Source organism: Pectobacterium wasabiae CFBP 3304, from assembly GCF_001742185.1.
Lineage (GTDB): Bacteria > Pseudomonadota > Gammaproteobacteria > Enterobacterales > Enterobacteriaceae > Pectobacterium > Pectobacterium wasabiae.
Map to the genome: position 1 here is coordinate 1699822 of NZ_CP015750.1, position 24896 is coordinate 1724717.

Here is a 24896-nt window from a genome sequence, read left to right on the forward strand (position 1 = left end):
TTAGTAAAAAACTCCACATAGAAAACGAGAGACGTGCGTACATCATGACGACTGCCATTTGGGCATTAACCACAAGTGTTAAAGGAGATCGACATTGAAAAGAAGAGCCTTCATACAATCTGCGGCACTCTTGCCGCTCGCCATGCAACTTCCTGTTCATGCCGGCACCACCGATCTATGCATAAGCCAACCCAGCAATGACGATAAAAGAAAAAGGTTATCTATCGCGGTAATCAGTGACCTGCACATAGATAACGATGATTTACTCTCGTCATTTTACAAAGCATTAAATAATATAAAAGAGAAACATAAAATATCTAACATCATCATCCCAGGAGATATTAGTGATAGTCTTGATTATATAAGTAAAGTAATGGTCGCTGTAGAAAATACGTTTCGAGGAGAAGATAATAAGGTAATAGAAATATTAGGAAATCATGATGTTAGAGGCCCTGATAGTAAATCATGGACTAAAGATCCCGATAAAGAAAACCCTTACTACAAATTTATTATAAAAAAATACAAAAACATGAATACTAAGAAAATAAAGCATGAAGAAAAGCATGCATGTTTTGATATTTTTATTGGCGACAATCACTTTATCGCACTAAACACGGATAGAGGTCTAAAGGATCAAGCCTACTACGATGATTCAACGTTAGCATGGTTCGAAAAGAAGGTTTCTGAAAAGGTTAAGGGTAGAAAATTTGTTATTTCTCATCAACCACTTAATGACACACACTGGCGTTCTAATTTGTATGGTGGATTTGGGAAGCAAGATGATAAAATAAAGAAGATATTATCAAACCATCCAAAAACCGTTGTCATATCCGGCCATATACATAATGGATTGGGTGTTTTAGAGGCCATGCAAAAAGAATTCGGCACCCTAATTGAAATACCTTCATTTAATAGAACAGAAAATGGACTAAGGGAGAAAGGCTATGGTTTTATTCTACAAATAGAAAGTGATTCTATTACATTTGAAGCATGGAATTTCTTGAAAAACCAGCACTACCCTGAATATGACGTAAAAATAACCGACCACGCTGTTTCTTCTATATTAGAGAAAAAGAAAGAAAACGAAGAATGTTACAAGAGCCTAATTGCAGAAGATTATCCTTGGGAGAAAATAGCAGAAAAGAATGATGGCGGCGATAGCATAACCGAAGGGCAAGAACATTTTGGCTTAAGACGATTATGGCCTAATTATAAGTGGGAGCAGTATTCATCCGCCCCTACGCAGGGACAGTGATGAGGATGCCCTTGTCGGTCACGGTGTTGTACTGTAGCTAAAAAAGAGAGGGGCGATGAAAATCACATCGCCCTTTACCGCACTAGTGAAAATACGGCTGACTGTGACTAAGCAGTTTGTAAATCGTATCCGGCTTATAGCTATCGCCTTGATAATAAATCGCCCAGTCGGTTACCCGTGATATATCAACAGAATACACTCCGCCTTCCTGCATATCCTCAACGTAAAACGGATGATTAATTAATTTTCCCGTCACTACAGTGTCGTGGATTTTTTCGGGTATAAACCACATATGTTCACGTTCTTCGCCCTCTTCACCATGAGGAATGCCAAACTTCACCATAAAGCGCCATTCACTTTCGACAGGCTTAGGTGATTTTTTTAGCAGCTTAGCTAAAAAACCCGGCTTAGCCGGTTCGTCACTCACATGGTAATTTTTAAACATATTGACGAAATAGCGCCAGCGCAACTGCGCTTTACGCGACATTTCTGCCGTTTCCGCATTGGTGCGCCAGAACATGATGGCATTCTGCTCATCGAACCCTTTAAAGAACGTTTGCAGTACCGGATTTTCTTCGTTGGTACGAAACAGCATGCAAGAAGGTTCCTGATGCACATCATCCCGATCGGCGCGATCGCCCAGAAACGCGCCCTCCGGCGTCCCTTCCAGATCGTAGCGCATCTCTTCCAGAGGACGCAGTTGGTCAATCGGCGTGGATTGATTCACATGCCGCAGTCCTTCTTCAAACGGCAACGCCACCAGATATTCATAGCCGCTGTTTGTCTGCCCGCACAAAATCGGCTCATTAAAAGTAATCTGCTGATTTTGAATGGCATTATTGACAAAGCTTCTGAATAAATCCGGAATACCGTAATACGAATTCAGCGTCTCTGGAATGACGAGCTCAGCTTCCGTCAGACCGCATCGCGCCAGACCATGTGAATGAAACCAGAATGTCGTTGGCGGATTATTTTCGGTGTCGTATACGGCATGAATGGTATACAACGATTCAATTTCCGGCAGGACATCATCCTCTAGCTGAAAACTCAGCCATTCGCGGGTAAACACGTTACCGGCAGCAGACATATCAATCCCCAGGAGAAAATCCGGCACCACGGCGCTTAATAAGCGAAGCTGATGAACGTAATCTTCCAGCGGATTTTGCCCAAAAAGACACTCCACCATCACTTCCTGCGTTGCCGCATTAGCCTGCGCCAGCAACTCAGGTGAAATCGGGTCGGTTGAATGCATCGGCGTGATGCTATTCTCAGGATCGCGCTCCGATATCTCAAGATAGAAGGTCAACTCTCTATCATGATGGCGACAGGTATAAAAGAATCCGCCCTGTCCCTGCTCGGTATAACTGACATCACCATCAGTAAAGGATGACTGCGCCTCTAACAGGCTTTCCAGCAGCGGATAACTCATCTCTCGTAAGGAAAAGGCCACCATCGTTGAAGGTGCTTTTTCGCCCTTTCCCTCAGCGATATCCAGGTATTGTTGTTTGTTATTCATCATGAACCCGTTAACGTCTTAATCCATTATTGCCAACGACGGAAGATCAGCGATGTATTAATGCCGCCAAAGGCGAAATTATTAGACTGAATGTAATCCGTCTCAATATGGCGTGGCTCACCCATGATGTAATCCAATTCACCACAGTCTTCCGCTGGTTGCCGTAAATTGAGCGTCGGTGCAAACCAGCCTTCACGCATCATCTCAATACTCATCCATGCTTCAAGCGCGCCACAGGCACCCAGCGTATGGCCGAAATAGCTTTTTAGCGACGAAATCGGCGTGGATTTACCGAACACGGCCGCGGTAGCCTGGCTTTCCGCTACGTCACCCCGATCGGTTGCTGTACCGTGAGCGCTGATATAACCCACATCGCTGGATTGCAAACCCGCGCAGCGCAGCGATCCTTCAATACAAATCTGCATAGTTTCGCGCTGAGGCTGCGTAATATGTGCCGCATCACAGTTGGTGTAAAACCCAACCAGTTCAGCATAGATCGTCGCGCCACGCGCCACTGCATGCTCAAGCTCTTCCAGCACTAACGTCCCCGCCCCTTCGCCGATAACCAAACCGTCGCGACTGGCGTCAAAAGGAGACGGCGTAGTCTCTGGCGCGTCGTTGCGTTGGCTGGTGGCAAACAGCGTATCAAATACGGCGGCTTCCGATGGGCACAGCTCTTCCGCACCGCCGGCAACCATCACCGTCTGATAGCCATGACGGATCGCTTCCCAGGCATAGCCAATCGCCTGACTCCCCGATGTACAGGCGCTGGATGTCGGAATAACACGACCGCGCAGCCCAAAAAACAGACCGGCATTCACCGCCGTGGTATGCGGCATCATCTGTACATAGGTCGTACCGGTAATATTATTGGTGTGCTTTTCTGTCAGCATGGTGGCAAATTCGCTCACCGGCCCCGTGCTCCCCGTTGAAGAGCCGTAAGCTATACCGGTTTCGCCATTCGTCAGCACCGGATGACCAATCAACCCCGCCTGCTCCAGCGCCAGTTCGGTGGCACGAGTTGCCATCAGAGACACACGTCCCATCGAACGGATGCGTTTACGCGTGTAGTGTTCTGGCAAGCTGAAGTTATCAATCGGTGAACCCAACTGCGTATTCAGGCCATCATACACCTGCCATTCGGGCATCTTGCGTATAGCATTATGTCCTGAGCGCAAACCTTCAGAGACGCTTTCCCAGGACTCACCGAATGCGGTAACTCCGCCCATTCCCGTAACCACAACACGACGCATCACAGCATCCCTCCATTAATAGAAATTACCTGACGCGTCACATAACTCGCGATATCAGACATCAGATAGCTCGCCAGCCCGGCGACTTCTTCCGCCTGCCCCATACGTTTCATTGGGATCATTTTCATTGCTTCTTCAACGGCGACCGGTTCCATTTGAATCATACCGGTATCGATCAAGCCGGGTGCGATACAGTTAACGGTTATTTTTCGTTTCGCCAGTTCGATAGCCAGTGCTTTCGTTGCACCAATGATGCCCGCTTTCGCGGCGCTGTAGTTAACCTGCCCCCGATTCCCCATAATCCCGGAAACCGAAGACAGCGTGATAATTCGTCCGCCGTTACGCAGACCAATCATCGGCATTACACAGGGATGGATCACGTTATAGAAGCTATCGAGATTGGTGTGGATCACGCTGTTCCAAGCCTGCTCGTCGAGGGCGGGAAAAGCACCGTCACAGGTGATACCGGCATTGCTGACCACACCATAATAGGCACCGTGTGCCTCAATATCCTGTTCGATCACGGTACGACACGCTTCCCGATCGGCAATATCAAAGCTGACAATACGACCAGAACCGTTTTGCTCCGTAATCTGGCGTAAGGTTTCCTGCGCCCCGTTTTCATCACGGTGATAATGCACCACCACGGTAAAACCATCCGCCGCCAGACGCAGCGCGATGGCTTGACCGATCCCTTTGCTGGCACCGGTCACTAACACAGAACGCGGCATGCTTGTTTTTCCGGTTTTCATAATAGTTTTTCCGGCTGTCATAATAGCTTTCCCTGTTCTAAAAGTGCTTTTAACTCATGTTCGTCGGGTTGATAGGTATTCAGCCGACCAGAGGCATACTTCTCGCCATTGATCGCTATCTCACCCTCAAAGCTACCCACTTTATCATCACGCATCAGTAGCGTGACGGTCACATCAAGCAAGGTTCCAGCAGGGAACACATCCTGCTTACAGTGATAACCCCGCCCGCCGAGCAACATGCCGGGACGCGGCTTCTCATGTAGCTCGCGGCTCTGACGCCCGTGCCAACCAGACCAAACCCCGATCGTTTGAGCAATAATTTCGATACCAAACCAGGCTGGCAAATGTCCCTGTGCATTCAGAAACGGAGCCAAAATACCCTCGCGGCTGACCGCCACACGGCAGTGCGCGTGTTCATCATCAACATGGAGCACTTCAGCCACCAGCACCATCGGGTCGGAATGGGGCAGATAATCTGCCGCAGCCAGATACTCACTCATCATTCTTCCCCAAAATCAGACACGTATTATTGCCGCCAAACGCAAAAGAATTGGACAGAATCACCGGGCGGGCAAGCGGCGCGGGTTCATGGAGCAGGCCACACGATGGCAGTGATGCATCGGGGCAGCTACGTGAGAAATCCTGCGCAGGCAACGGAAGATCCCGAGTCAGAAGCAGCCAGCAGAGGACAGCTTCACTAATACCGGCGGCACCCAGCGTATGGCCGGTGAGGTGCTTAGTTGAGCTACAGGGTACGCGATTGCCAAAAACGGCGTGAACCACATTAGCCTCAATCTGATCGTTCAGACGCGTGGCCGTACCGTGTAAATTGATATAACCCACATCCTCTGGCTGCAATCCGGCTTGCGACAGCGCCATCGTCATTGCGCGAATCGCCCCTTCGCCTTCCGGGTGCGGCGCAGACATATGGTGAGCATCGGACGACTCACCAAAGCCCAAAATCGCCACTCGATCGGGCTGCTTGCCGATCAGCATCAGCGCAACGCCTTCACCGATCGTGATGCCATTACGTTCTTCACTAAACGGTTGGCAGCGCGTTGAAGAGAGTGATTCAAGGCTATCGAAGCCATTCAGCGGCATGCGGCTCAGCGTATCCGCGCCGCCAACGATAGCCACATCCGCGAGCCCGGCATCAATTAGCCGTTTACCGCTGATCAGCGCTCTGGCACTGGAAGAGCAGGCGGTTGATATGGTGTAAGCAGGTCCATTTAACGCCAGATAGGCGGCCAAAAACCGAGAAGGATCGCCAAGTTCCTGCTGCGCATAGTGATAAGTGGCAAGATTTTCACTGACATACCGATCGGCTTCATCCAACCCGGAGGTACTGGTGCCCAACACCACCGCCACCCGGTCAGAGCCAAACTGCGCGATAGCCGCGTCCACCTGAGGTTGAATTTGTTCCAGTGCCGCCAGCAATAGCTGGTTATTACGGCTGTTATGCGCCGCTAATTCCAGCGGGATAGTCGGTAATTCTGCATCCACCTTCCCTGTCCAACAGGGTTTATCATGCAGCAGCCACCCGGTATCAGGACGCATGCCCGGCGCATGGCCGCAGGCAAGGTTATCGGCGATCTCATCCAGATTATTGCCCAACGCATTCAGCGCACCAACGGCGTTAATGTAAATCATGCTAGCTATCCAGATGTTGAATCACGATGTGATAACCAAAGACGAATTGCTGAACGCTCATCGGCACGCGCTGGTTATTCCGCGTCATATAGCGAATTTCGGTAATCAGCGTGCCACGATCGTCTCGCAGTTGTCTCTTGTCATCGCTATCTTTTAACGTCCAACCGGCTGGCAGTTGTGTCTGCCACACGGCAATCGGCCAGTGGCTCAGCATGATATCCGCCAGCACCTGACTGGCTGGCGGCAACTGCGGCAGGACGATGGACTGTTCAGTATGAACACCCTGTTCATCATAGGTGACTTTGAACAGACGAATACCGATAGAGGAAAGCCCAACCAGCGAAAGCTGCTTATCATCAGCACTCAACATCACCAGCAGCGATTGCTGCTTACCGTCAAAGGTTCCCGTTAACAACTGCTGTTCGTTAACCGATGGGGTAATGGCCGGTGAGGGGAGCGTAACTTTCACCCCCGGTTTGAGCCACGCCTGCGGCCGGCTATTATCATGCTGTTTGCTGGCGCAGCCGATCAGTACCAGCACACCAATGAGCAGAAGCCCACGTCGCAACAATGTCATTTTCGTTTCCCTTTTGAATCAGGCAACGCCAGAGGCGCCAGCAAAAAGGCGGTAAAAATACCGCTACAAAGCACAATCCCGAAGCTGCTGATGGCCTGAGTGCTGCTGAAAACCAGCATACCCAGCGTCAACAGCGCGACACACATCGCCAGCGTCACCGCCAGCAACGAGGTCATCGGCGTACCGCGCGGGTTGCTGAAAAACAGCGTGTAATTGATGCCAATCCCGAGAACCAGAACCAGCGCCAACAATGAAAACAGGTTCAACGAATGGCCACTTAGCGCCAGCACCGCCAGCCCACCGCCTAGCGACAGCACCGATGGCACCACATTTAACAATCCACGGCGCAGCCCAAGACGGATAACGTAGCTCAGCGCAATCACGGCCAGCGCTGCCGTCAGCAACCATCCCAGCATGGCGCGATAGAAACCGAATAACGCGTCGAAGGTGCCTTTTCTGTCGATCCACTCTACGCCCGGCAAGGTTTTAGCCATCTGTCCCAGCGCGGCGCTATCGCGTACTCCGCTGACGGGAACCAGAACGCCACTTTTCCCATTAGGTAACGTCAGCCACAGCAACCGCCATCCTTCACTTATCGGACTATCCAGCCAGCGCTCTGGCGTTACCGGCATGGGCCGACTATCCGGCATAGCAACATCAACCCCCGTATCATTAAGACGCCCGATCACCGTTGCTGCTGCCGAAGCAATAAGCTGACTATCACGCTGTTGCTGAACCAGAGAAGAAAGCGGCAGTAACCGATACTGCTTTAGCCATGCCTGTTGCTGCGCGTTACGCAGTTTAGGCGCGAGCTGTTCCAGACGCTGTAATGTCTCCTCCGCGCTGTCGCCATAGACGACGAACCAGGTTTGATCGGCGCTCTGTCCCGTCAGCGCCGTCAACTGTCGCTCTTGTTGCATCAGATCCTGCGGCAGCGCCTGTAGCTGGGAGATATCGTCATTGACCTCCAACCGCAGCAATCCCACGACAGAAAGTAGCAGCAGCGCCAGTGGGACCCCAAAACGCACGGCACGCTGACGCCGCCATGCGGCTAGCCAGCGCCCCATCAGCACCATAGCGGGGATCGGTCTCACTGGCAGTCCCTTAACCAGAAAAGGATACCAGCACACCACGGTCAGGCAGGAGGCCGTCAGCCCGGTGGCAGCGAACACCGCCAACTGCTGTAAACCGGGGAACGGAGCCAGCGCCATCATCAAGTAAGCCACCACCGCCGTACCTAGCGCGAGTAAAAGGGCCGGCAGCACCTTTTTCAGGCTTTCCAGTGCGGAGACGTGGCCGCCGTGAACCATCCGTTCGGTCAGATAATAAAGCGTATAATCCGCTGAAATACCGACGATGCTGATGCTCATCACCAGCGTCATCAAATGCAGTTCACCGAACAGCAGCAGGGTAAAGACCGTGCCAGCCAGTGCACCGATGCCCACCGATAATCCACATAACAGCAGCGGGCGCGGTGAACGAAACACAAAGAAGATCAGCAGCAGCACGCCAGCTACGGTGGCAACGCCAAGGGTAGAGACATCCTTTTTGGCCTGTTGGCTGGCATAGTTGCTGAACAATACCGTCCCGCGAGTTAATACCTCGGCATCAGGGAATGCAGCCTTCAGATCGCGCTCAACAACAGCCAGCTTATCAACCAGTTGCTGGTTACGCGCCATGTCGAAGGAGCCTCCACTGAGCTCTCCGTGCAGAAAATACCAGGTGCGGCCTTGTGCGTCTTTTGCTGTTAACCAGCCTTGCGACAATCCTAACTGGCTGGCATTTTGCTGCAACGCCAGTTGAGATCCACGCACCAACATCAAAGGATCGTGATTCAGCTCCTTGCCGCTCACGCCCGCAAATGCAGAATAAAGCTGTGCCAGCACCCAATCGGCCTGTGCCGCGCCGCCATTCTCCAGCCGCGCGCGCGTGGCGGGATCGACCAGACCATTGCGGTGTTCAAAAACGAACTTTCCCCACCGCTGCTGCTGTTCGGCATCAATCGGGCCATTGACCTGCTGTAGATCGGGAAGCGCGCGCAGGTGTTTCAGCCACCAGTCGGCCACAGCAGGTTCTGCCTGCTTACCGGGTGTGACTAGCCACACCATCTGCCGATCGAGGCGTTGCATAAAGCCTTGCTGTAGCTCTGGAGGAAGTCCCCCCATCGCCTGCTTGGGTAACAACGCCAATACGCTACTGTTTATCTGCGCCTTCGGCAGCAGCAGAACCAGCGTAGCGATCAGCACCACACAGCAGCCAATCCAAACCAGCGCCGCGCGACGGATACCGTCAGAAAACGAAACGCTGTAGTTCATCATCGCTTAACGTCCGGGGAGTGATACGCTGGTTACTCAGAATAATTCTGGTCATGTCGCCTTGGCGGTCATCCAGTTCAATGCCGTCGAGAAACTCACCGCCGTTCAGCGTAATGGTGTTGAATAATTTATCTAACGGCGACGTTTTTGGTGTCAGCACCAATTTCCACTGCTGCTTACCCAGATCGGTAAAATCGATGGAGAAATTCTGCTCCAATACGTGGCGATCGGCCTGAAACAAGGCACGTAACAGGTGGTTAAACTGAAACATCTGCGGGTTGCTTTCCGCTGTGACAATCTGCGGAGCTTGCCCGTTCATCACCTGAACCATACGCGCTTCGTCCAACACCATCGTCAGCGGAAACGGCGCAGCCTGATGCCACCACAGCCCTTTTTCCTGCGCGATCAGCAGTTGTCCGCCGGATTTAAGCGGTTTTGCCATGCCTTTTATTTCACGCAGTTGGGTGAAATCGGCGCGTACAACCGGCTGACTACTGAATCGCTGTTGTAAATCATCCAGCGTAACGGCCTGCGCCACACCGCTTAACAGCACAAAAACTGCGACAATCAGTCGTATCATGGCGTGACTCCAAGGCGCTCAAACAAAATAGGGGGGGAAACAAAACTCAGTTCACGGCATCCTTCCTGTACCGCGACCTGGATCGTATAGCCAGTCGTAGCGCGTTGACCGCTCTCGGCATCAAAAATCTGGTAGGCAATACGCAAACGATTCTCGACCTCCTCGATAGTGGCGCGAATACGTATACGCTGTTCGTAAGTCAACGCGGCTCGGTATTTCACACGCGTATCCACCACGGGCCACACATAGCCCGATGCCTGCATCTCACGATAGCCATAGTTAAATTTGCTGAGCAGCGCCTCGCGCGCAACTTCAAAAAAACGAAAATAGTTACCGTGCCACACCACGCCCATCGGATCGCAGTCATGGAAAGATACCGTCAGTTCAACCTCATGGCTTAAGCGAGGATCGTTTAGCACTATGACTCCTTTTTCCCAGCAGCTCGGCCGTCATCATCAGGCAGGCTCCAGAAATCAAAAAAATTAAACCAGTCGAGCGGGGATTTCAGCGCGTAGTGCGCCAGCCGTTCGGCATAGCGATCGACAACCTGCTGCAAAGCCTGCTGTCGGGTTGGGCGAGGTAACGCAATGCTCTCAGCAAAGGGCTCACAGTAGACACGTAGCTTTTTCTGCTCGCGAATGACAAACATCAGCAATACAGGACAACGCAGCGCCGCCGCCAGTACAAAAGGCCCTTGAGGAAAGGGAGCTTCTTTTCCCAAAAATGGGCTCCACACCACGCGCCGCACACCACCACGCTGACGATGTACCGCCGTGCGATCGCCGACAATCGCCACCCATTCCCCCGCCTCCAGCTTTTCTTGCAGCATAATTGCGGTATCCGGCCCGATGTCGCTGACAGGAATAAGGTTAACGCCTGCCTGCGGAGCGATCTCTTCCAGCACTTGTTTAAAGCGTTGAGAGTTTTCAGTAAACACCAGCGCGTTAATCACCAGCCCGCTCACCTGCTGCGCCAGCGCCCGACACACTTCGATATCACCGAGGTGTGAAGCCAGTATCAGTTGCCCTTTTTGCCTGCTGTGTTCAATGGTTTGTAGCGCACCGGGGGCAAAATCGATATCACGTCCCCAGTGTAGATCGCCACGCCAACTGGCGATTTTGTCCAACATCGCCTGACCAAAACGCAGGAAGTGGTGATAGCTGCTGAGCGGTTTAGGCAGCGGGATAGCCTGCTGACGCGCATAATCTCCGATTTGCCGCAGCCATAACTGAGATGCCTTACGCGCTGCGCGTCCAGTCAGCCAGTAAAAAGCAATAACCGGCCAGAGAAACAACGTAAACACTCCGCGACCTAACCGTTGATAGACCGCCAGCATGAACCGCATACCGAGCAAGCCTTTGCGCTCCGACACGCCAGCCCAGTGTTGCTGACGCTGCCGCATTAGCAGCACGGGAATGCGTGGAAGCATGCCGAAAAACAGACGGGTATGCATCCACGAAATCCGCAGGTTATCGTGTAACGCATCAAAATGAGATAGACCGTTTTCTGGATACGTCACCGCCGTCTCAATAAAGCGGCTAGGCGTTCCCGCCCAATACAGACGCACCATAATTTCCGTATCGAAATCCATACGGTGACCGAGAGACGTCCGAGAGAGAAGGGATAACGTCGCCGCAACCGGATAAACACGGAATCCGCACATGCTGTCCTTGAGGGAGAGGGATAACGTTTCAATCCAGACCCAGACGTGGGTGACATAGCGCCCGTAAAGACGTGATTTCGGCACCGAGGCATCGTAACGCGGCCGACCGGAAATCAGGCAATCCGGGTGCGTTTCCGCCTCATCCAGCAAAAGCGGCGCATCTTCAATCTGATGCTGTCCGTCGGCATCAACCTGTAAAGCATGGGTAAACCCGGCCTGCGCCGCCGCGTCGATGCCACGGATCACCGCCGCGCCTTTCCCACTGTTGTGCGCCAACCGAATCAACGTCACACCATCATTTTCCGCAGCCAACTGACTGAGAACCTGCTGCGTTGCCGCATCACTGCCATCATCGACAATAAAAACCGGTAGCGCTAACGGTGCCAAACGCACCAGCACCGACGCCATCATGGCACCGTGGTTATAACAGGGGATCACCACGCAGGGCGAGAATGCACCATTCACTGACATAGGCGATCTTCCACAATCGGCGTAAGCTTGATTTTTCCGCTGCTAGCCGTGCGCTCGGTATCGCCTTCCAGAATGGTGTAGTTAAACGTCAGCGATTGCTTTCCGGCATGCCATGTCAGTACTAAACGCAGCGTTTTTCCGGGCAAAATCGGCTGCTGGAATTTAATGTTTTCAATGGATAAGAACGTCCACCCTTGCGCTAGCACCGTCGTCGCGTAATGCATGACCCAATCCAACTGTGCTACACCAGGCAGCAGCGGCTGACCCGTAAAGTGGCCGTTGAACCAGAACAAATCGGGATCAACCCGTAGCATCAACTCAACCTGAGACGTTTCATCCGTCTTTTTTACATCGTGCCGGGCAAGCTCAACGGGCAACATGAAACAATTCCTGTATCTGCGGCCAGGCACGTTTACTCTGGCTATTGTGGGGAATGACATCGACGACGCGCCAAAAACGCGGCATCGCTAACGGCTCCAGCCATTTTTGCAATTCATGTCGCCATTGGCGTTTCAAATTCGGTAAGTCAGCAGCCTTGTCTGGGGAATTCAACACCAGCACCACACCAATCCCGCTACGCTCTGGGCGCGTCACCTGAAGCGCAACCGCATCCGCAATATCGGGCAGATCGAGTAAGCGCCGTTCTATCTCGCTTAGCGAGATGCGCTTGTCTTCGATCTTCACGACGCGGTCATGTCGACCGCACAGTTGAAAATGGCCGTCGTCGTCAAACGCCAATCGGTCATCCAACTTGTGGCCTTGAGCATCAGGGATCAGTACCGACTGTGCCCACCAATCATCGTGTTCGTCACGTCGTAGTGACACGCCGGGAAACAGTTGCCACGGCGCGGTATCAACCTCGCGCGATCGCCATGCTAAAACCCCCGTTTCTGTACTGCCGTATATTTCATTGATGGGGCGCGTAAACCACGCCGCTGCCGCCTCGGCATGCTGCCAGGGTAATGTTCCCCCCGCAGAGACAATCAACGAACACAACGGGGCAGAAAGCGCACGATCGATACGGCGTAAAAATGCCGGGCTACTGATAAACACGTAGCGCTGCTGACGATCCTGCGAAGTAAGCTGTTCGGTATAAAGCAGTTGGCGGCTATCAAAACGCAGCCCCAGCGCCATCGGTAGCCAAATGCGAAACGTCAGTCCGTATAAATGCTGGTGGGTGACGGAAGCAATCACGTCACAGCCTTGCAAATGCACGCCCCAGCGATCCGACAACCAACGAGACTCTTCATCCAGACAGCGCACCGGTTTCACAATCTGGCGAGGCTTCCCGGTGGAGCCCGACGTAAACAACACAACGCAGGCATCATCCGGTATGGGAGGTAACACAGACTCAGCGACGTTCACCGTATCGACCGTTAGGGTAAATACGGGGCAATCCAGATGCAGCGACACATCCGTCAATAAACCGTCAAACTCATCCGCTTGTTCTTCTAGTACTGATTGGCGACAATGACCAGGAATGACGGGCGTTTTCCCCGCATGCAAAGCAGCCAGAAGCCCAATCGTGAAGCGATAACTGTCTTCAAAACACAGTGCCCAACGCGTCTCCTGTCGCTGGCTTAACTGCTGACAAAGCGCAATAACCTGCGCTTTCAGCATACTCAGCGTGAACATGGTGGCACCATTATTGGCAACAATGCGCTGAGGAGAATCATTTCCTCTGAGCCAGTCATTGACAGCTCGAACAGTCGGCCCGTTCATACGCACTTCCTCAGACGCTGGCGTATCAACCACTCTCCCCCCATCAACAACCCCATAAGCACATAGCTGATCACGCCGTTCCATAACGTCCACCAATGAAGATCGCCGACAACACAGGTCAGCACGGCAATACTGCCGTTAAAAATAAAAAACCAACACCATACCTTCGTCACGCGACGCGTATAGGCAATAGCCTGAACCGGGAGTTCCGGTTCCCGAAGGCGAGCAAGGCGCTCGACAAGCGGCATGCCGCTATAAAGTGAGCCACCAAAAAACAACAACATGACGCCGTTTACCGCAACGGGATACCACAGCAACCAACCGCCATCACGCAGTAATAAACTGGCAATGGAAAGCGCCACGCCAGCCGCCGCCAGCCACAGAGCCGTCCCTTTGAAAGCATGTTTATCATCACGCAACGTGGTGAAACGTAGAACAAACATCAGCGCTAATACAACGAGTAGCCAGCGATGTTCAGGATGCGTGATGCTAAACCAGGCCAGAAAAGGCCAGGCAATCGTCATTAATACGTTCAGGCTACTTATCAGCACACGTATCACTTGGCGAACTCATCAACCTTCACGGAGCAGGTTTTCTACCGCATCAACCACATCTTGTACGGTACGCACAGATTTAAAAATTTCCGGCGATATTTTGCGCCCGATGCGTTTTTGCAGGTGAACCACCATATCCACCGCATCAATGCTATCTAACTCAAGATCTTCATAGAGGCGAGATTCAGGTTTTATCTCATCAGCATCCAGTTCAAACAGCTTGACCAGTAAGCCTGTAATTTCCTGATAAATTTCGTTTTTATCCATCATCAACTCATTTTATTTTACTATCAGGCACTCACAGCGCGCTGAGTGTTGATAAAAGCGGCAAGGGTAGCAACGGAAAAGAAGTGTTGGCGCACTTCTTCACTCTCAGCAGAAAGCACGACGCCATAACGGTTTTTAACCGCCAACCCCAGTTCAAGTGCATCGATAGAATCCAGACCAAGACCCTCGCCAAAAAGCGGGGCGTCTGTTTCTATTTCATCAACGCTAATATCTTCAAGATTAAGAGAATCAATAATCATCTCTTTGATTTCAATAAATAGACTTTCCATATGCATTTCCAAATGGTGTTCAGCTTTCTGGTGTTAAAGATTGCTGCAAAAGGCGATTCAAACGGCGAGCCGCCAAGGATCGCGCCTCTTCAGGCGCCATAAAAATGTCGCTGCTGATACGTTCGCGCACGCTCACCGTGAAATACGGCTTTTCAGGCGGAATATGATACCAACGACTTTGTTTTCCTAATGTGTCTTGACTACAACAAATATGCACGACCCGCAAATCACAGCCGCAGCGCACCGCAATATTTGCGGCACCGCGTTGCAGAACCAGAGGTTCCCCATAACGCGTGCGCGTGCCTTCAGGAAAAATAATGATCGCATCACCGTTATCAAGCCGCTGCTGGCAGTCCGGTAATAGCGCATCAGATTGGCTGTTAAGCAGGTAATCTGCTGAGCGAATAACGCCACGGAAAAACAGGTTTTTCTGTAAGTCGGCTTTAACCAGACAGTCTGCATCTGGCATGACGGACGCCAGTAACACATAGTCGATTAACGTTGGATGATTAGCGACAATCAAACAACCGCGATCGCGCTGTAAAGTTTCGATGCCGTCGATACGGTAATCCAGCACCCCTAACCTGCGAGCGCTGCATAAAAAAAATCGGAAGCTGGCGGAAATGCTACGGCGTGCCAACTGGCGGCGGCGAGTGGTATCCCGCTGAATCAGCAACACATTGAACCACACCAGAGAAAGCAGCAAACCGCCAACGCCAAACATGGCAAAACAAATGCCGGTCATCATTAGCCGCCACAGACGATTCAAACGCGCAGCAGGGCAAAGAACCAGCGATGACTCAGACATGATGTCTATCCCACGTCCAGTCAACACGTTCACCGGGTAAGGAAAAACGCGTTTTTTTGGCAAGGAAAGCATGTAAAAACAACAGGCTTTGCGGTACTCCACCGTCGTGGCGTTCTACCTGAGGTCGCGATTCACACACCACCTCATCGCCATCCCCTAACAGGAGAGAGACAGCATAAGGATAACGAGGCATGTCTGCTGGAACATGTGGGTGGTAAAAATCAGGGATCGCGCCATCAAAATCAACCAGGAGAATAGTGCGGTAGCCCGCCGCCTGTAATGCTTTCGCTTCAACAAGGCCTTGTTGAAAAGAGTCTATTCCTGCTGCAATCGACGTAGAAACCAGCGGTTTTTTTGCCGTAATCGTCAGGCTCCCTACTGCCGCATTATGTACTGACATAGCAAAATCGGTAGGCGAAATATTTTCATTTTCTGAAAGCGCCTTCAGGATACTCAGGTTACGTTCTAATTCGCCGTGACGCGAGGTGAAAACAATCGCATCAACCGACTGGCGACGCAGCAACGCTAACCCACTGTCGACCGCCAAACGGCTCCCTTGATTAAGGCGACGAGCCATCATCATGGGTAAATGCCGACATTTATCCAAAGGTTGCTCAGCATCGATAGCCGCAGACATCAGCGACCAATTAAGCCAATCGTCCACGCTGCTGAGGCCCGGCGCGCTGGCCTGCCAATCAATAATTGAAAATGCTAATCTCATACTGCCTTCTTCCAGTCCGACCTATTCGCTGCTATTTCCCGTTTACGTCCGCTATTTTATTATTGCTTTTTACAAATCAGCAGCGTGTGACCAACACCTATATTGTCGATTTGATTTTCAACGATAAATCCAGCCTGTTCTAACAAGGGTAAAAATCGTTTGGCCGCATAGAAACGGCTAGTGCCATTGGCAAGACAGGTAAAATAGAGCGAAGAGGCATTCAGGCTAAAAGCACCCGCTTCCCACCGTTGACGATCCCAGAAAATCTCCAAAATACAGACTCTGGCATCCGGCTTCATCACGTCGGCAATTTTACGCAAGATAGCCACGATGTGTTCTTCGCTGAAACAGTCGAGGAACTGGCTCATCCACCATACATCCGCTTCATCTGGCAATGGGCAATCAGAAAGCATATCAACAGCGCAGCCCTGAATACGGTCAGACTTCTCTGCTTCTTTGATATTTTCTGTTGCGAGAGCAATTTGCTCCGGCAAATCCAGGATCGTAATGTTCACGTCACGATCGTAGTCATAGCACCGCATCGCCCATTTACCCGTGTTCCCACCAACATCGTATAGATGTTTTGGCTTGAGCTGGAAAACATGTGGCAAGGCAGCGTCAAAAGCAGCATCGGAATAGAAATGATCGAACGCAAACCAACTCTCTTTTGCCTGCGGCGGGAGTTGGCTTAATGCCGGATAGATTGTTGGCCATTCACCAAAAACTTTTAATCCAGAAGGTTCATTTTTTGACAAGGCTTCATCAAGGTAAAACATCCCCTGATAACAGACATCCTGAGTAAAATCCATGTTAACGCGCGTCATGCGGTCATGAAGCAGATAATGACCAATCTTAGCCAGAACGTACTGTTCATCTTTCTGAATAATAATGCGACCACTTAGCCCGACATCCAGCAGGAGCTCAACGGCGTAGTGATTTAATGAGGTGATAGCAACAATCTCATCGAGATTTGCGCCCTGCTGGCCGCGCTTATCCAAAAAATCCAAAATACCGTGGTTACGCAGATTGATAGCGGCCTGAAACAGCATGGGAGCAAACGCAATTCGCTGCGCTTCTGTAATAGCATCCAGAGCGCTGACATTATCTTTGTCATATCCGTAGTACACTGACTTTTCCCTTGAGGTCGGACAAATACGATCAGAAAAGAGCAATAAAAATAGAGTCGGACATCAAGAAGATATCTGACTCTTAAAATTATTTAATCTGTTGGCTGGCAAGCGTTAATTGGATTTCATGATCCAGGTTTTTTATCCAATTATTATAATTTCGGTGAATCTTCCCACCTCCCGCCAACAAATTCTCACTTCCAACATAGCTGATGGAATAACTGGTTTGCGAATAGGTAATGCGAACATTTGCCACATGGCTACGCTGAACCAGACGACCATCAATCGCACCGACATAAGCCTGAGTCATCGCCCACTTACGCTTTTGCCCTGCTTCAATAATGGCATTCTTTACCTGTTCAGTAGAGTGCTGCCCAGTGATGGACTGGGTCACATTCGCTACCGGAACTGTACGCTCAGCACAACCAGTCAATATAAGAACAGAGACTAAAGTGGCGAAAATAATCTGTTTTTTCATAAAATCCCTATCAAACAAAAACATCACTGCAAAAAAAAAAGAATTCGTTTCTGATGCAAGATGTAAAATTAATGCACCATTAAAACTATTTTACACAAAATAAAGATAGCTTGACAAAAAAAACGTGATTTCAAGATTCAGATTTTTACCAAAAAATCGCGGTGCGGTGAAAGCAGAGTAATAAGCACAATTAAAAAGTGGATATAAAAAATCCGCCTTATGTCGATAAACATAAGGCGGACAGTAATAACCAATAAAATATCGGAAGTTACTCTACAGTAACGGATTTCGCCAGGTTACGCGGCTGATCGACATCTGTGCCTTTAATCAGCGCGACGTGATAAGACAGCAACTGCAACGGTACCGTGTAGAAGATTGGTGCAATAACTTCTTCGATATGCGGCAGCGGAATAATCTTCATATTTTCGCTGCTGGTGAAACCAGCATCTTCGTCGGCGAAGACATACAACTCGCCACCACGCGCCCGAACTTCTTCGATGTTGGATTTCAATTTCTCCAACAGTTCGTTGTTCGGGGCAACCACGACAACCGGCATATCTGCATCAATCAGCGCCAGCGGGCCGTGTTTCAGCTCGCCCGCCGCATAGGCTTCAGCATGAATGTAAGAGATCTCTTTCAGCTTCAACGCCCCTTCCATTGCGATCGGATACTGATCGCCACGGCCAAGGAACAGCGCATGGTGCTTGTCAGAGAAACCTTCCGCCAGAGATTCAATGAGCTTGTCTTGGGACAGCATCTGCTCAATACGCGCTGGCAGCGCCTGCAAACCATGAACGATGTCATGCTCAATCTGCGCATCCATACCGCGCAGACGGCCAACACGAGCCACCAGCATCAGCAAAACGGTAAGCTGGGTAGTGAAGGCTTTGGTCGAGGCCACACCAATCTCTACGCCAGCTTTGGTCATCAGTGCCAGATCGGATTCACGCACCAGCGAGGAACCCGCAACGTTACAGATAGCCAACGACCCCAGATAGCCCAGTTCTTTGGACAAACGCAGCGCCGCCAGTGTATCCGCCGTTTCACCGGACTGAGACAGGGTAATCATCAGGCTGTTCTTACGCACAGCAGGTTTGCGATAGCGGAACTCGGAAGCGATTTCTACGTCGCACGGAATCCCCGCCAGCGCTTCAAACCAGTAGCGGGAAACCATACCGGAGTTGTAAGACGTCCCGCAGGCAATAATCTGAACGTGCTCAACCTTCGCCAGCAGTTCATCCGCTTTCGGGCCAAGTTCAGAAAGATTGATCTCGCCGTGGCTGAAACGCCCTTCAAGGGTGTTCTTAATCGCCATCGGCTGTTCGTAGATCTCTTTCTGCATATAGTGACGATACGCGCCTTTGTCACCGGCATCGTAATTCACTTTTGATTCAATTTCTTCGCGTGTAGCAAGTTGGCCTGATTTATCAAACACGCGCACGTCACGACGGGTGATTTCCGCCACGTCGCCTTCTTCCAGGAACATGAAGCGGCGAGTCACAGGCAATAATGCTAGCTGATCGGAGGCAATGAAGTTCTCACCCACACCACGACCAATCACCAGCGGGCTACCAGAGCGCGCAGCAACCAATACGCTTGGATCGAGGTTATCCAACACCACCATGCCATAGGCACCGCGCAATTGTGGGATAACACGCTTAACGACGTCAACCAGCGTTCCGCCATTCTGTTTCTGTTCAAAATGAACCAGATGGGCAACCACTTCCGTATCGGTCTCAGAAACAAAACGATAGCCGCGACCGATCATCAGTTCACGCAGCGGCTCGTGGTTTTCGATAATGCCGTTATGGACGATAGTGATATGTTCAGAAACATGCGGGTGTGCGTTCTCTTCAGAAGGTTCACCGTGCGTTGCCCAGCGGGTATGGGCGATACCGGTGCCGCCGTGCAGATCATGCTCATCAGCAGCCTGAGACAACACCTGTACTTTACCCAGACGGCGTAAACGGGCGACATGTCCTTCGCCATCAACAACCGCCAGCCCCGCAGAGTCATAGCCGCGATACTCAAGACGGCGTAAACCTTCCAACAAAATTTCAGCAACATCACGTTGCGCAACTGCGCCTACAATTCCACACATCGATGTGTATTCCTATAAAAGTGACATATTGTGTCACCTGGGATGTCTTAGACCTGATTGTTCCGGTTTTTCCGGGTTCCCCGAGCCTTGTAGAGAGTTGGGGATTATTATGTTTTGTTTTGTACTCTGGGATCGGTCAAAGCACAGGACAAAACAACCTCCGCAACAAGCGGAGGTATATCATTCAACGACTATTTCTTCTTCATCGGACGTTGCCACTCGGAAATATGCTTCTGCTTCACACGGCTGATCACCAGTTCGTTCTCAGCCACATCGCGTGTCACCGTCGTTCCCGCACCGATAGTCGCACCGTTGGCAACGGTGACAGGTGCCACAAGTTGCGTATCCGAACCAACAAACACATCGTCACCAATAATCGTTTTGTGTTTATTCGCACCGTCATAATTACAGGTGATCGTTCCCGCACCAATATTAACACCGGAACCGATATCCGCATCACCTAAATAGCTAAGGTGTCCCGCTTTCGAGCCTTTCCCCAGACGCGCTTTTTTCAGTTCAACAAAATTGCCAACGTGCGCCCCCTCAGCCAGTTCAGATCCAGGGCGCAAACGGGCAAATGGCCCAACGGTGCACTGCGCTTCCAGCACGGCATCTTCCAGTACGGAATAAGGGCTAATCTCGCAATCATCGCCAATGATGCAGTTTTTGATCACACAGCCTGCACCGATTTTCACTCGGTTGCCGAGTTGAACATGGCCTTCCACAACCACATTGACATCAATCACCACATCACGGCCATGAGTCAGTTCACCACGCAGATCAAATCGCGCCGGATCAAGCAGCATAACACCAGCCAACAGCAATTTATCCGCTTGTTCACGCTGATAAACCCGCTCCAGCGCCGACAGTTGCAGGCGATTATTAACGCCTTCAACTTCGCTCAGCCGTTCGGGATGGACCGCTTCAACGCGCTGGCCTTCTTCTGCCGCCATCGCAATAATGTCGGTGATATAAAATTCGCCCTGTGCGTTGCTGTTGTTCAACTGGCTTAACCAACGCTTCAAGTCTTTTCCGTTGGCAATCAATATGCCGGTATTAATCTCGTTAATCTGGCGCTGTGCTTCGCTAGCATCTTTGTGCTCGACAATCCCGACTACAGCACCTTTTTCACGCACAATCCGCCCATAGCCCGTCGGATCGTTCAGTTTCACCGTCAACAGTCCGATACCGCCCCGCGGCTTAGCATCACGTAAACGCCCCAGCGTTTGTGACGAAATCAGCGGCACATCGCCATATAACATCAGGATATCTTCATCATCAGCAAAATGAGGGGCAGCTTGCTGCATCGCATGGCCGGTTCCCAACTGTTCCGCCTGCAGCACCCAGTTCAATGCCGGATCGGTCAATTCACGTTTTAATAAATCGCCGCCGTGGCCGTATACCAGATGAACATGCTGTGCGCCTATCGTCATGGCCGCATCAATAACATGCTGAACCATCGGCTTGCCCGCCAGTTGATGTAACACTTTAGGAAGATCGGAATACATACGGGTTCCTTTCCCCGCAGCGAGGATCACCACACTCATAGCACTATTTGACATAAGCATCCTGACAATACGAAGCCACTGCCCCGCAGAATAAAAATGACCAACCGATGACGGCCTGAATGACTCAAGTTTACCGAAATTCCGGCATAACACAGATAATTTTTAGTGAGCTTTTTCTGAAAGTCGCTCGCAAAACTGCGAATAAACATGAGGAAAGAATGTGTGCCTCAACAACAGAAATGGCACGGGGTTTTATAAAAAACAGACTTTGTTTTTAAGTATTTCTATTTGTGACACACACAAAAGAAACAGCGTTTCATTTATAGCAATATACGCGGGCGAATAATTCAATAACGAAGGAGACACAATGAAACGTTGTTCTTCACAAAAATGTGATTCTGTACGGAAACACCGTTCTTCACGCCTCGCAGCCGTCGCGTTGACGAATGCATTACTCTTCAGCTTCAGTGCACACGCCGCGACAGAATCAACCCCCGTCTGGCATGGTATCGCCTTTGGTCAATCAACAGACGTAAACTTTTCATCCAATGTTCTGCCGGAAAAAATTGGTGTTAATGATGTCACAATTAACGGTAAGAAGTTAGCACCGGGAGACAATGTAGATTTGTCCGCACCTATCACGATTGAGAGTCGTGGCGGAAAGATTGCCAATACCCATGATGGGTTGACGTTCTTCTATACGCAGCTACCTGCCAATGTGAATTTTACGCTTCAGTCTGATATTACCGTGGAACAATTTGGGCCAGAAAATGGTGCCAAGCCTGCGGCTCAGGAAGGGGCAGGTATTCTGGTGCGCGATATTATCGGTGTACCGCGCCAGGAACCGTTGAAAGAAGGGTATGAAGAATTTCCTGCGGCATCCAACATAGTGATGAATGCCATCATGACGCAGGATAAAAAATCTCATACCGAAATCAAATTACAGGCTATTTTGCGTAATGGCGTAACACAGCCATGGGGCAATGCGGGCGCAAAAATTACCAAAACCAGCTACCAGGAAAATGTCAATCTGGAGCAGACACCGACTTTCCGTCTGAAACTAGAGCGCACCAACGACGGCTTCATTACCTCTTATGCACCGAAAGGCACAGATAACTGGGTATCAAAAGAAGTCAAAGGCGCGGACGTCGTCACCAAGCTGGACAAAGACCACTACTACGTCGGCTTCTTTGCCTCCCGTAACGCCAAAATCATCGTCAGCAATGCACAGTTGACAACGACACCAGCGCAAACCAAAGCCTCACCGGAATTTAAAGCCAAGGCTTACGATCCGCAGCTACAGGTGATGTCATCGCCTAAAACCACCAGCGAACACTATGTTGTACAGGCCAAAGCCAACTACAACGGTACGATCGCCGTTTCACAAGACGGTAAATCTCTGGGTGATGCCAAGCAGGTAAAAGCAGGCGAGACGTTCTCTCTGCCAGCGAAAATTGCCGGTAATAGTGCTGAATTCAAGCTCGCTTACCAGCCTGCAGATGGGGATGATAAAGCGGTAAAAGAGAGCACGTTCAAGGTTGAAAAAGTGGCTTATGCAGACGCAAAAAATCTGTATGTTTCGCCACAAGGTGCAGCCAGCAACGACGGCAGTAAAAAAGCACCGCTCGATTTAGCTAGCGCCGTCGCCGCTCTGCCAGCAGGCGGCACCATTTGGCTCAACGATGGCGATTACAGCGCGGCTGAAATCCCTGTCAGCGCCAGCGGCCAGCAAAAAGCCGTCAAGAATCTGTTTACTGTCGGTAATAAAGCCGTCATCCATGGCTTGCAACTGAAGGCAAGCTATTGGCATGTTAAAGGGATTGAAATCACCGAGAAACCGTTCCGTATCGAAGGGAGCTACAACACCATCGAACGCGTTCTGGCGCACCACGCTGACGATACCGGTATTCAGGTAACCTCGACGGCCGATGTAGGCAGACCGCTGTGGGCCAGCCATAACCTGATCCTGAACTCAGAATCTCACAGCAACCAAGACCCAGGTAAAATTAACGCCGACGGCTTTGCGGTGAAAATGCGTGTCGGTGAAGGTAACGTGATCCGCGGCGCGTTCTCACACAACAACATCGATGACGGCTTCGACCTGTTTAACAAAATTGAAGACGGCGCAAACGGCGTTGTGGTGATCGAGAATTCAATTGCCATGAACAACACCAGCAACGGCTTCAAAATGGGTGGCGAAGGTCAGCCGGTGGCGCATCAGGTTAAACACAGCATTGCCGTGGGTAACAAGCTTGATGGTTTCACTGACAACTTCAACCCAGGTGCACTGATCGTTGAAGACAACATCGCGTTAGATAACGAACGCTTTAACTTCATTTTCCGCCCAAGCCCTTACTCTGGCCCGGAAAAACAAGGCGTCTTCAAGAACAACGTTTCACTGAAAACCAAAGCAGGTAAATATGATGATGCGGTTGTCGGCAATATCGATAACACCAACTACTTCATCAAAGGCGACCGCTCCGTTAACGCACAGGGTAAGGAAGTCACAGTAAATAACTTCGTGTCGGTTGTCGTCCCGGAGACGTTTACACGTGATGCCAAAGGCAATCTGGTCCTTGGCGACTTTCTGAAGAAAAAGTAAGCCTTTTCGAAAAAATGTAATGTCGATCGTTTAAGCATAGAGATACACGGGGCGACCACAGGGGTGAGGCGCCCCTACGGGAACCTCCCCCTGTGTTTCCCCTAATAATGGGCTTAAGTGACCAGCATGACTTCAACAAAATGCCTGCTGCTCTTGCAGGCATTTTTTATATCTATGTATAACATCGACTTAAATGCAAAAAGGCCAGTCAGTGTGAACCTGACTGGCCTTCAATTATTGCAAGCTTATCTGTTACATCGCTTTTCTGGTCAGCTCGATAACTCGCAGTTTCGCAATCGCTTTAGTCAGTTCTGCGGAAGCCTGAGCATAATCCACATCACCATGCGAATTACGGATATGGTCTTCTGCTTTGCGTTTCGCTTCCAACGCGCGGGCTTCATCCAAATCCTGTCCACGAATAGCGGTATCGGACAGTACGGTAACCATATTCGGCTGCACCTCAAGGACGCCACCAGAAAGGTAGATATACTCTTCTTCACCGTGCTGCTTAACGATACGAATCATACCCGGTTTAATGGCAGTGAGCAGAGGGGCATGTCCCGGATAAATACCCAGTTCGCCTTCGCTCCCCGTTACCTGGATCTTCTGCACCAGACCGGAGAACATTTGCTGTTCCGCACTCACGACATCCAGATGGTAAGTCATAGCCATGTCACCCTCCTACA

At 50.7% G+C, this 24896-nt stretch carries 24 protein-coding genes; 2 read left to right on the forward strand and 22 right to left on the reverse strand.

Features of this window, described 5'->3' with window-relative positions; translation table 11 throughout:
- Nucleotides 1-94: 94 nt before the first annotated feature.
- Nucleotides 95-1255 (forward strand): metallophosphoesterase family protein, encoded by a 1161-nt coding sequence (locus A7983_RS07600; RefSeq protein WP_005976603.1) that lies wholly within the window; start codon nt 95-97, stop codon nt 1253-1255.
- 82 nt (nt 1256-1337) lie between these two features.
- Here the strand turns inward: A7983_RS07600 and A7983_RS07605 are convergent, their stop codons facing one another.
- The 21 genes from A7983_RS07605 to glmU form a co-directional block, all read right to left on the reverse strand.
- Entirely contained in the window at nt 1338-2771 is a 1434-nt protein-coding gene (locus A7983_RS07605) for a DUF4026 domain-containing protein (RefSeq protein WP_039479045.1), read from the reverse strand.
- Nucleotides 2772-2797: 26 nt separating this feature from the next.
- Complete coding sequence (locus A7983_RS07610; protein ID WP_005976599.1) at nt 2798-4024, reverse strand: beta-ketoacyl-ACP synthase; 1227 nt, start codon at nt 4022-4024, stop codon at nt 2798-2800.
- Entirely contained in the window at nt 4024-4755 is a 732-nt protein-coding gene (locus tag A7983_RS07615; RefSeq protein WP_039479043.1) for a 3-ketoacyl-ACP reductase FabG2, read from the reverse strand. The genes A7983_RS07610 and A7983_RS07615 overlap by 1 nt, the downstream gene beginning before the upstream one ends.
- A gap of 38 nt (nt 4756-4793) precedes the next feature.
- On the reverse strand, nt 4794-5276 hold the full coding sequence (locus A7983_RS07620) for an ApeP family dehydratase (RefSeq protein ID WP_005976595.1): 483 nt from the start codon (nt 5274-5276) through the stop codon (nt 4794-4796).
- Nucleotides 5269-6426 (reverse strand): beta-ketoacyl-[acyl-carrier-protein] synthase family protein, encoded by a 1158-nt coding sequence (locus A7983_RS07625; RefSeq protein ID WP_005976593.1) that lies wholly within the window; start codon nt 6424-6426, stop codon nt 5269-5271. Before A7983_RS07625 ends, A7983_RS07620 begins: the two co-directional genes overlap by 8 nt.
- 1 nt (nt 6427) lies before the next feature.
- The gene (locus tag A7983_RS07630; RefSeq protein WP_005976591.1) at nt 6428-7003 is read right to left on the reverse strand and encodes a DUF3261 domain-containing protein; all 576 of its coding nucleotides are present in this window, start codon (nt 7001-7003) and stop codon (nt 6428-6430) included.
- Entirely contained in the window at nt 7000-9321 is a 2322-nt protein-coding gene (locus A7983_RS07635) for an MMPL family transporter (protein ID WP_005976589.1), read from the reverse strand. Before A7983_RS07635 ends, A7983_RS07630 begins: the two co-directional genes overlap by 4 nt.
- The gene (locus A7983_RS07640; protein WP_005976587.1) at nt 9293-9898 is read right to left on the reverse strand and encodes a LolA family protein; all 606 of its coding nucleotides are present in this window, start codon (nt 9896-9898) and stop codon (nt 9293-9295) included. The genes A7983_RS07635 and A7983_RS07640 overlap by 29 nt, the downstream gene beginning before the upstream one ends.
- Nucleotides 9895-10317, reverse strand: a complete 423-nt coding sequence (locus A7983_RS07645; protein WP_005976585.1) for an acyl-CoA thioesterase — start codon at nt 10315-10317, stop codon at nt 9895-9897. Before A7983_RS07645 ends, A7983_RS07640 begins: the two co-directional genes overlap by 4 nt.
- Complete coding sequence (locus tag A7983_RS07650) at nt 10317-12032, reverse strand: glycosyltransferase family 2 protein (protein ID WP_005976583.1); 1716 nt, start codon at nt 12030-12032, stop codon at nt 10317-10319. Before A7983_RS07650 ends, A7983_RS07645 begins: the two co-directional genes overlap by 1 nt.
- Complete coding sequence (locus A7983_RS07655) at nt 12023-12412, reverse strand: 3-hydroxyacyl-ACP dehydratase FabZ family protein (RefSeq protein WP_005976581.1); 390 nt, start codon at nt 12410-12412, stop codon at nt 12023-12025. The genes A7983_RS07650 and A7983_RS07655 overlap by 10 nt, the downstream gene beginning before the upstream one ends.
- The gene (locus tag A7983_RS07660) at nt 12399-13754 is read right to left on the reverse strand and encodes an AMP-binding protein (protein ID WP_005976579.1); all 1356 of its coding nucleotides are present in this window, start codon (nt 13752-13754) and stop codon (nt 12399-12401) included. Before A7983_RS07660 ends, A7983_RS07655 begins: the two co-directional genes overlap by 14 nt.
- Nucleotides 13751-14314 (reverse strand): COG4648 family protein, encoded by a 564-nt coding sequence (locus A7983_RS07665; RefSeq protein WP_005976577.1) that lies wholly within the window; start codon nt 14312-14314, stop codon nt 13751-13753. Before A7983_RS07665 ends, A7983_RS07660 begins: the two co-directional genes overlap by 4 nt.
- Nucleotides 14315-14326: 12 nt before the next feature.
- On the reverse strand, nt 14327-14575 hold the full coding sequence (locus A7983_RS07670; RefSeq protein WP_005976575.1) for an acyl carrier protein: 249 nt from the start codon (nt 14573-14575) through the stop codon (nt 14327-14329).
- 23 nt (nt 14576-14598) lie between these two features.
- Complete coding sequence (locus A7983_RS07675) at nt 14599-14871, reverse strand: phosphopantetheine-binding protein (RefSeq protein ID WP_081503830.1); 273 nt, start codon at nt 14869-14871, stop codon at nt 14599-14601.
- Between the two features lie 13 nt (nt 14872-14884).
- The gene (locus A7983_RS07680; protein WP_005976571.1) at nt 14885-15673 is read right to left on the reverse strand and encodes a lysophospholipid acyltransferase family protein; all 789 of its coding nucleotides are present in this window, start codon (nt 15671-15673) and stop codon (nt 14885-14887) included.
- Nucleotides 15666-16394 (reverse strand): beta-ketoacyl synthase chain length factor, encoded by a 729-nt coding sequence (locus A7983_RS07685; protein ID WP_005976569.1) that lies wholly within the window; start codon nt 16392-16394, stop codon nt 15666-15668. The genes A7983_RS07680 and A7983_RS07685 overlap by 8 nt, the downstream gene beginning before the upstream one ends.
- Before the next feature lie 59 nt (nt 16395-16453).
- Entirely contained in the window at nt 16454-17521 is a 1068-nt protein-coding gene (locus A7983_RS07690; RefSeq protein ID WP_005976567.1) for a methyltransferase, read from the reverse strand.
- A gap of 88 nt (nt 17522-17609) precedes the next feature.
- A complete protein-coding gene (locus tag A7983_RS07695; RefSeq protein ID WP_005976566.1) occupies nt 17610-17999 on the reverse strand; it encodes a hypothetical protein in 390 nt (129 codons plus the stop codon).
- Between the two features lie 268 nt (nt 18000-18267).
- Nucleotides 18268-20100, reverse strand: a complete 1833-nt coding sequence (gene glmS, locus A7983_RS07700) for a glutamine--fructose-6-phosphate transaminase (isomerizing) (RefSeq protein ID WP_005976564.1) — start codon at nt 20098-20100, stop codon at nt 18268-18270.
- 191 nt (nt 20101-20291) lie between these two features.
- Nucleotides 20292-21662 (reverse strand): bifunctional UDP-N-acetylglucosamine diphosphorylase/glucosamine-1-phosphate N-acetyltransferase GlmU, encoded by a 1371-nt coding sequence (gene glmU, locus A7983_RS07705; RefSeq protein ID WP_005976562.1) that lies wholly within the window; start codon nt 21660-21662, stop codon nt 20292-20294.
- 313 nt (nt 21663-21975) lie between these two features.
- Here glmU and pelX point away from each other — a divergent pair, with 313 nt between their 5' ends.
- The gene (gene pelX, locus A7983_RS07710; protein WP_005976560.1) at nt 21976-24210 is read left to right on the forward strand and encodes a pectate disaccharide-lyase PelX; all 2235 of its coding nucleotides are present in this window, start codon (nt 21976-21978) and stop codon (nt 24208-24210) included.
- 252 nt (nt 24211-24462) lie between these two features.
- Here pelX and A7983_RS07715 read toward each other — a convergent pair whose 3' ends face one another.
- Entirely contained in the window at nt 24463-24882 is a 420-nt protein-coding gene (locus A7983_RS07715) for a F0F1 ATP synthase subunit epsilon (protein ID WP_005976558.1), read from the reverse strand.
- Nucleotides 24883-24896 lie beyond the last annotated feature (14 nt).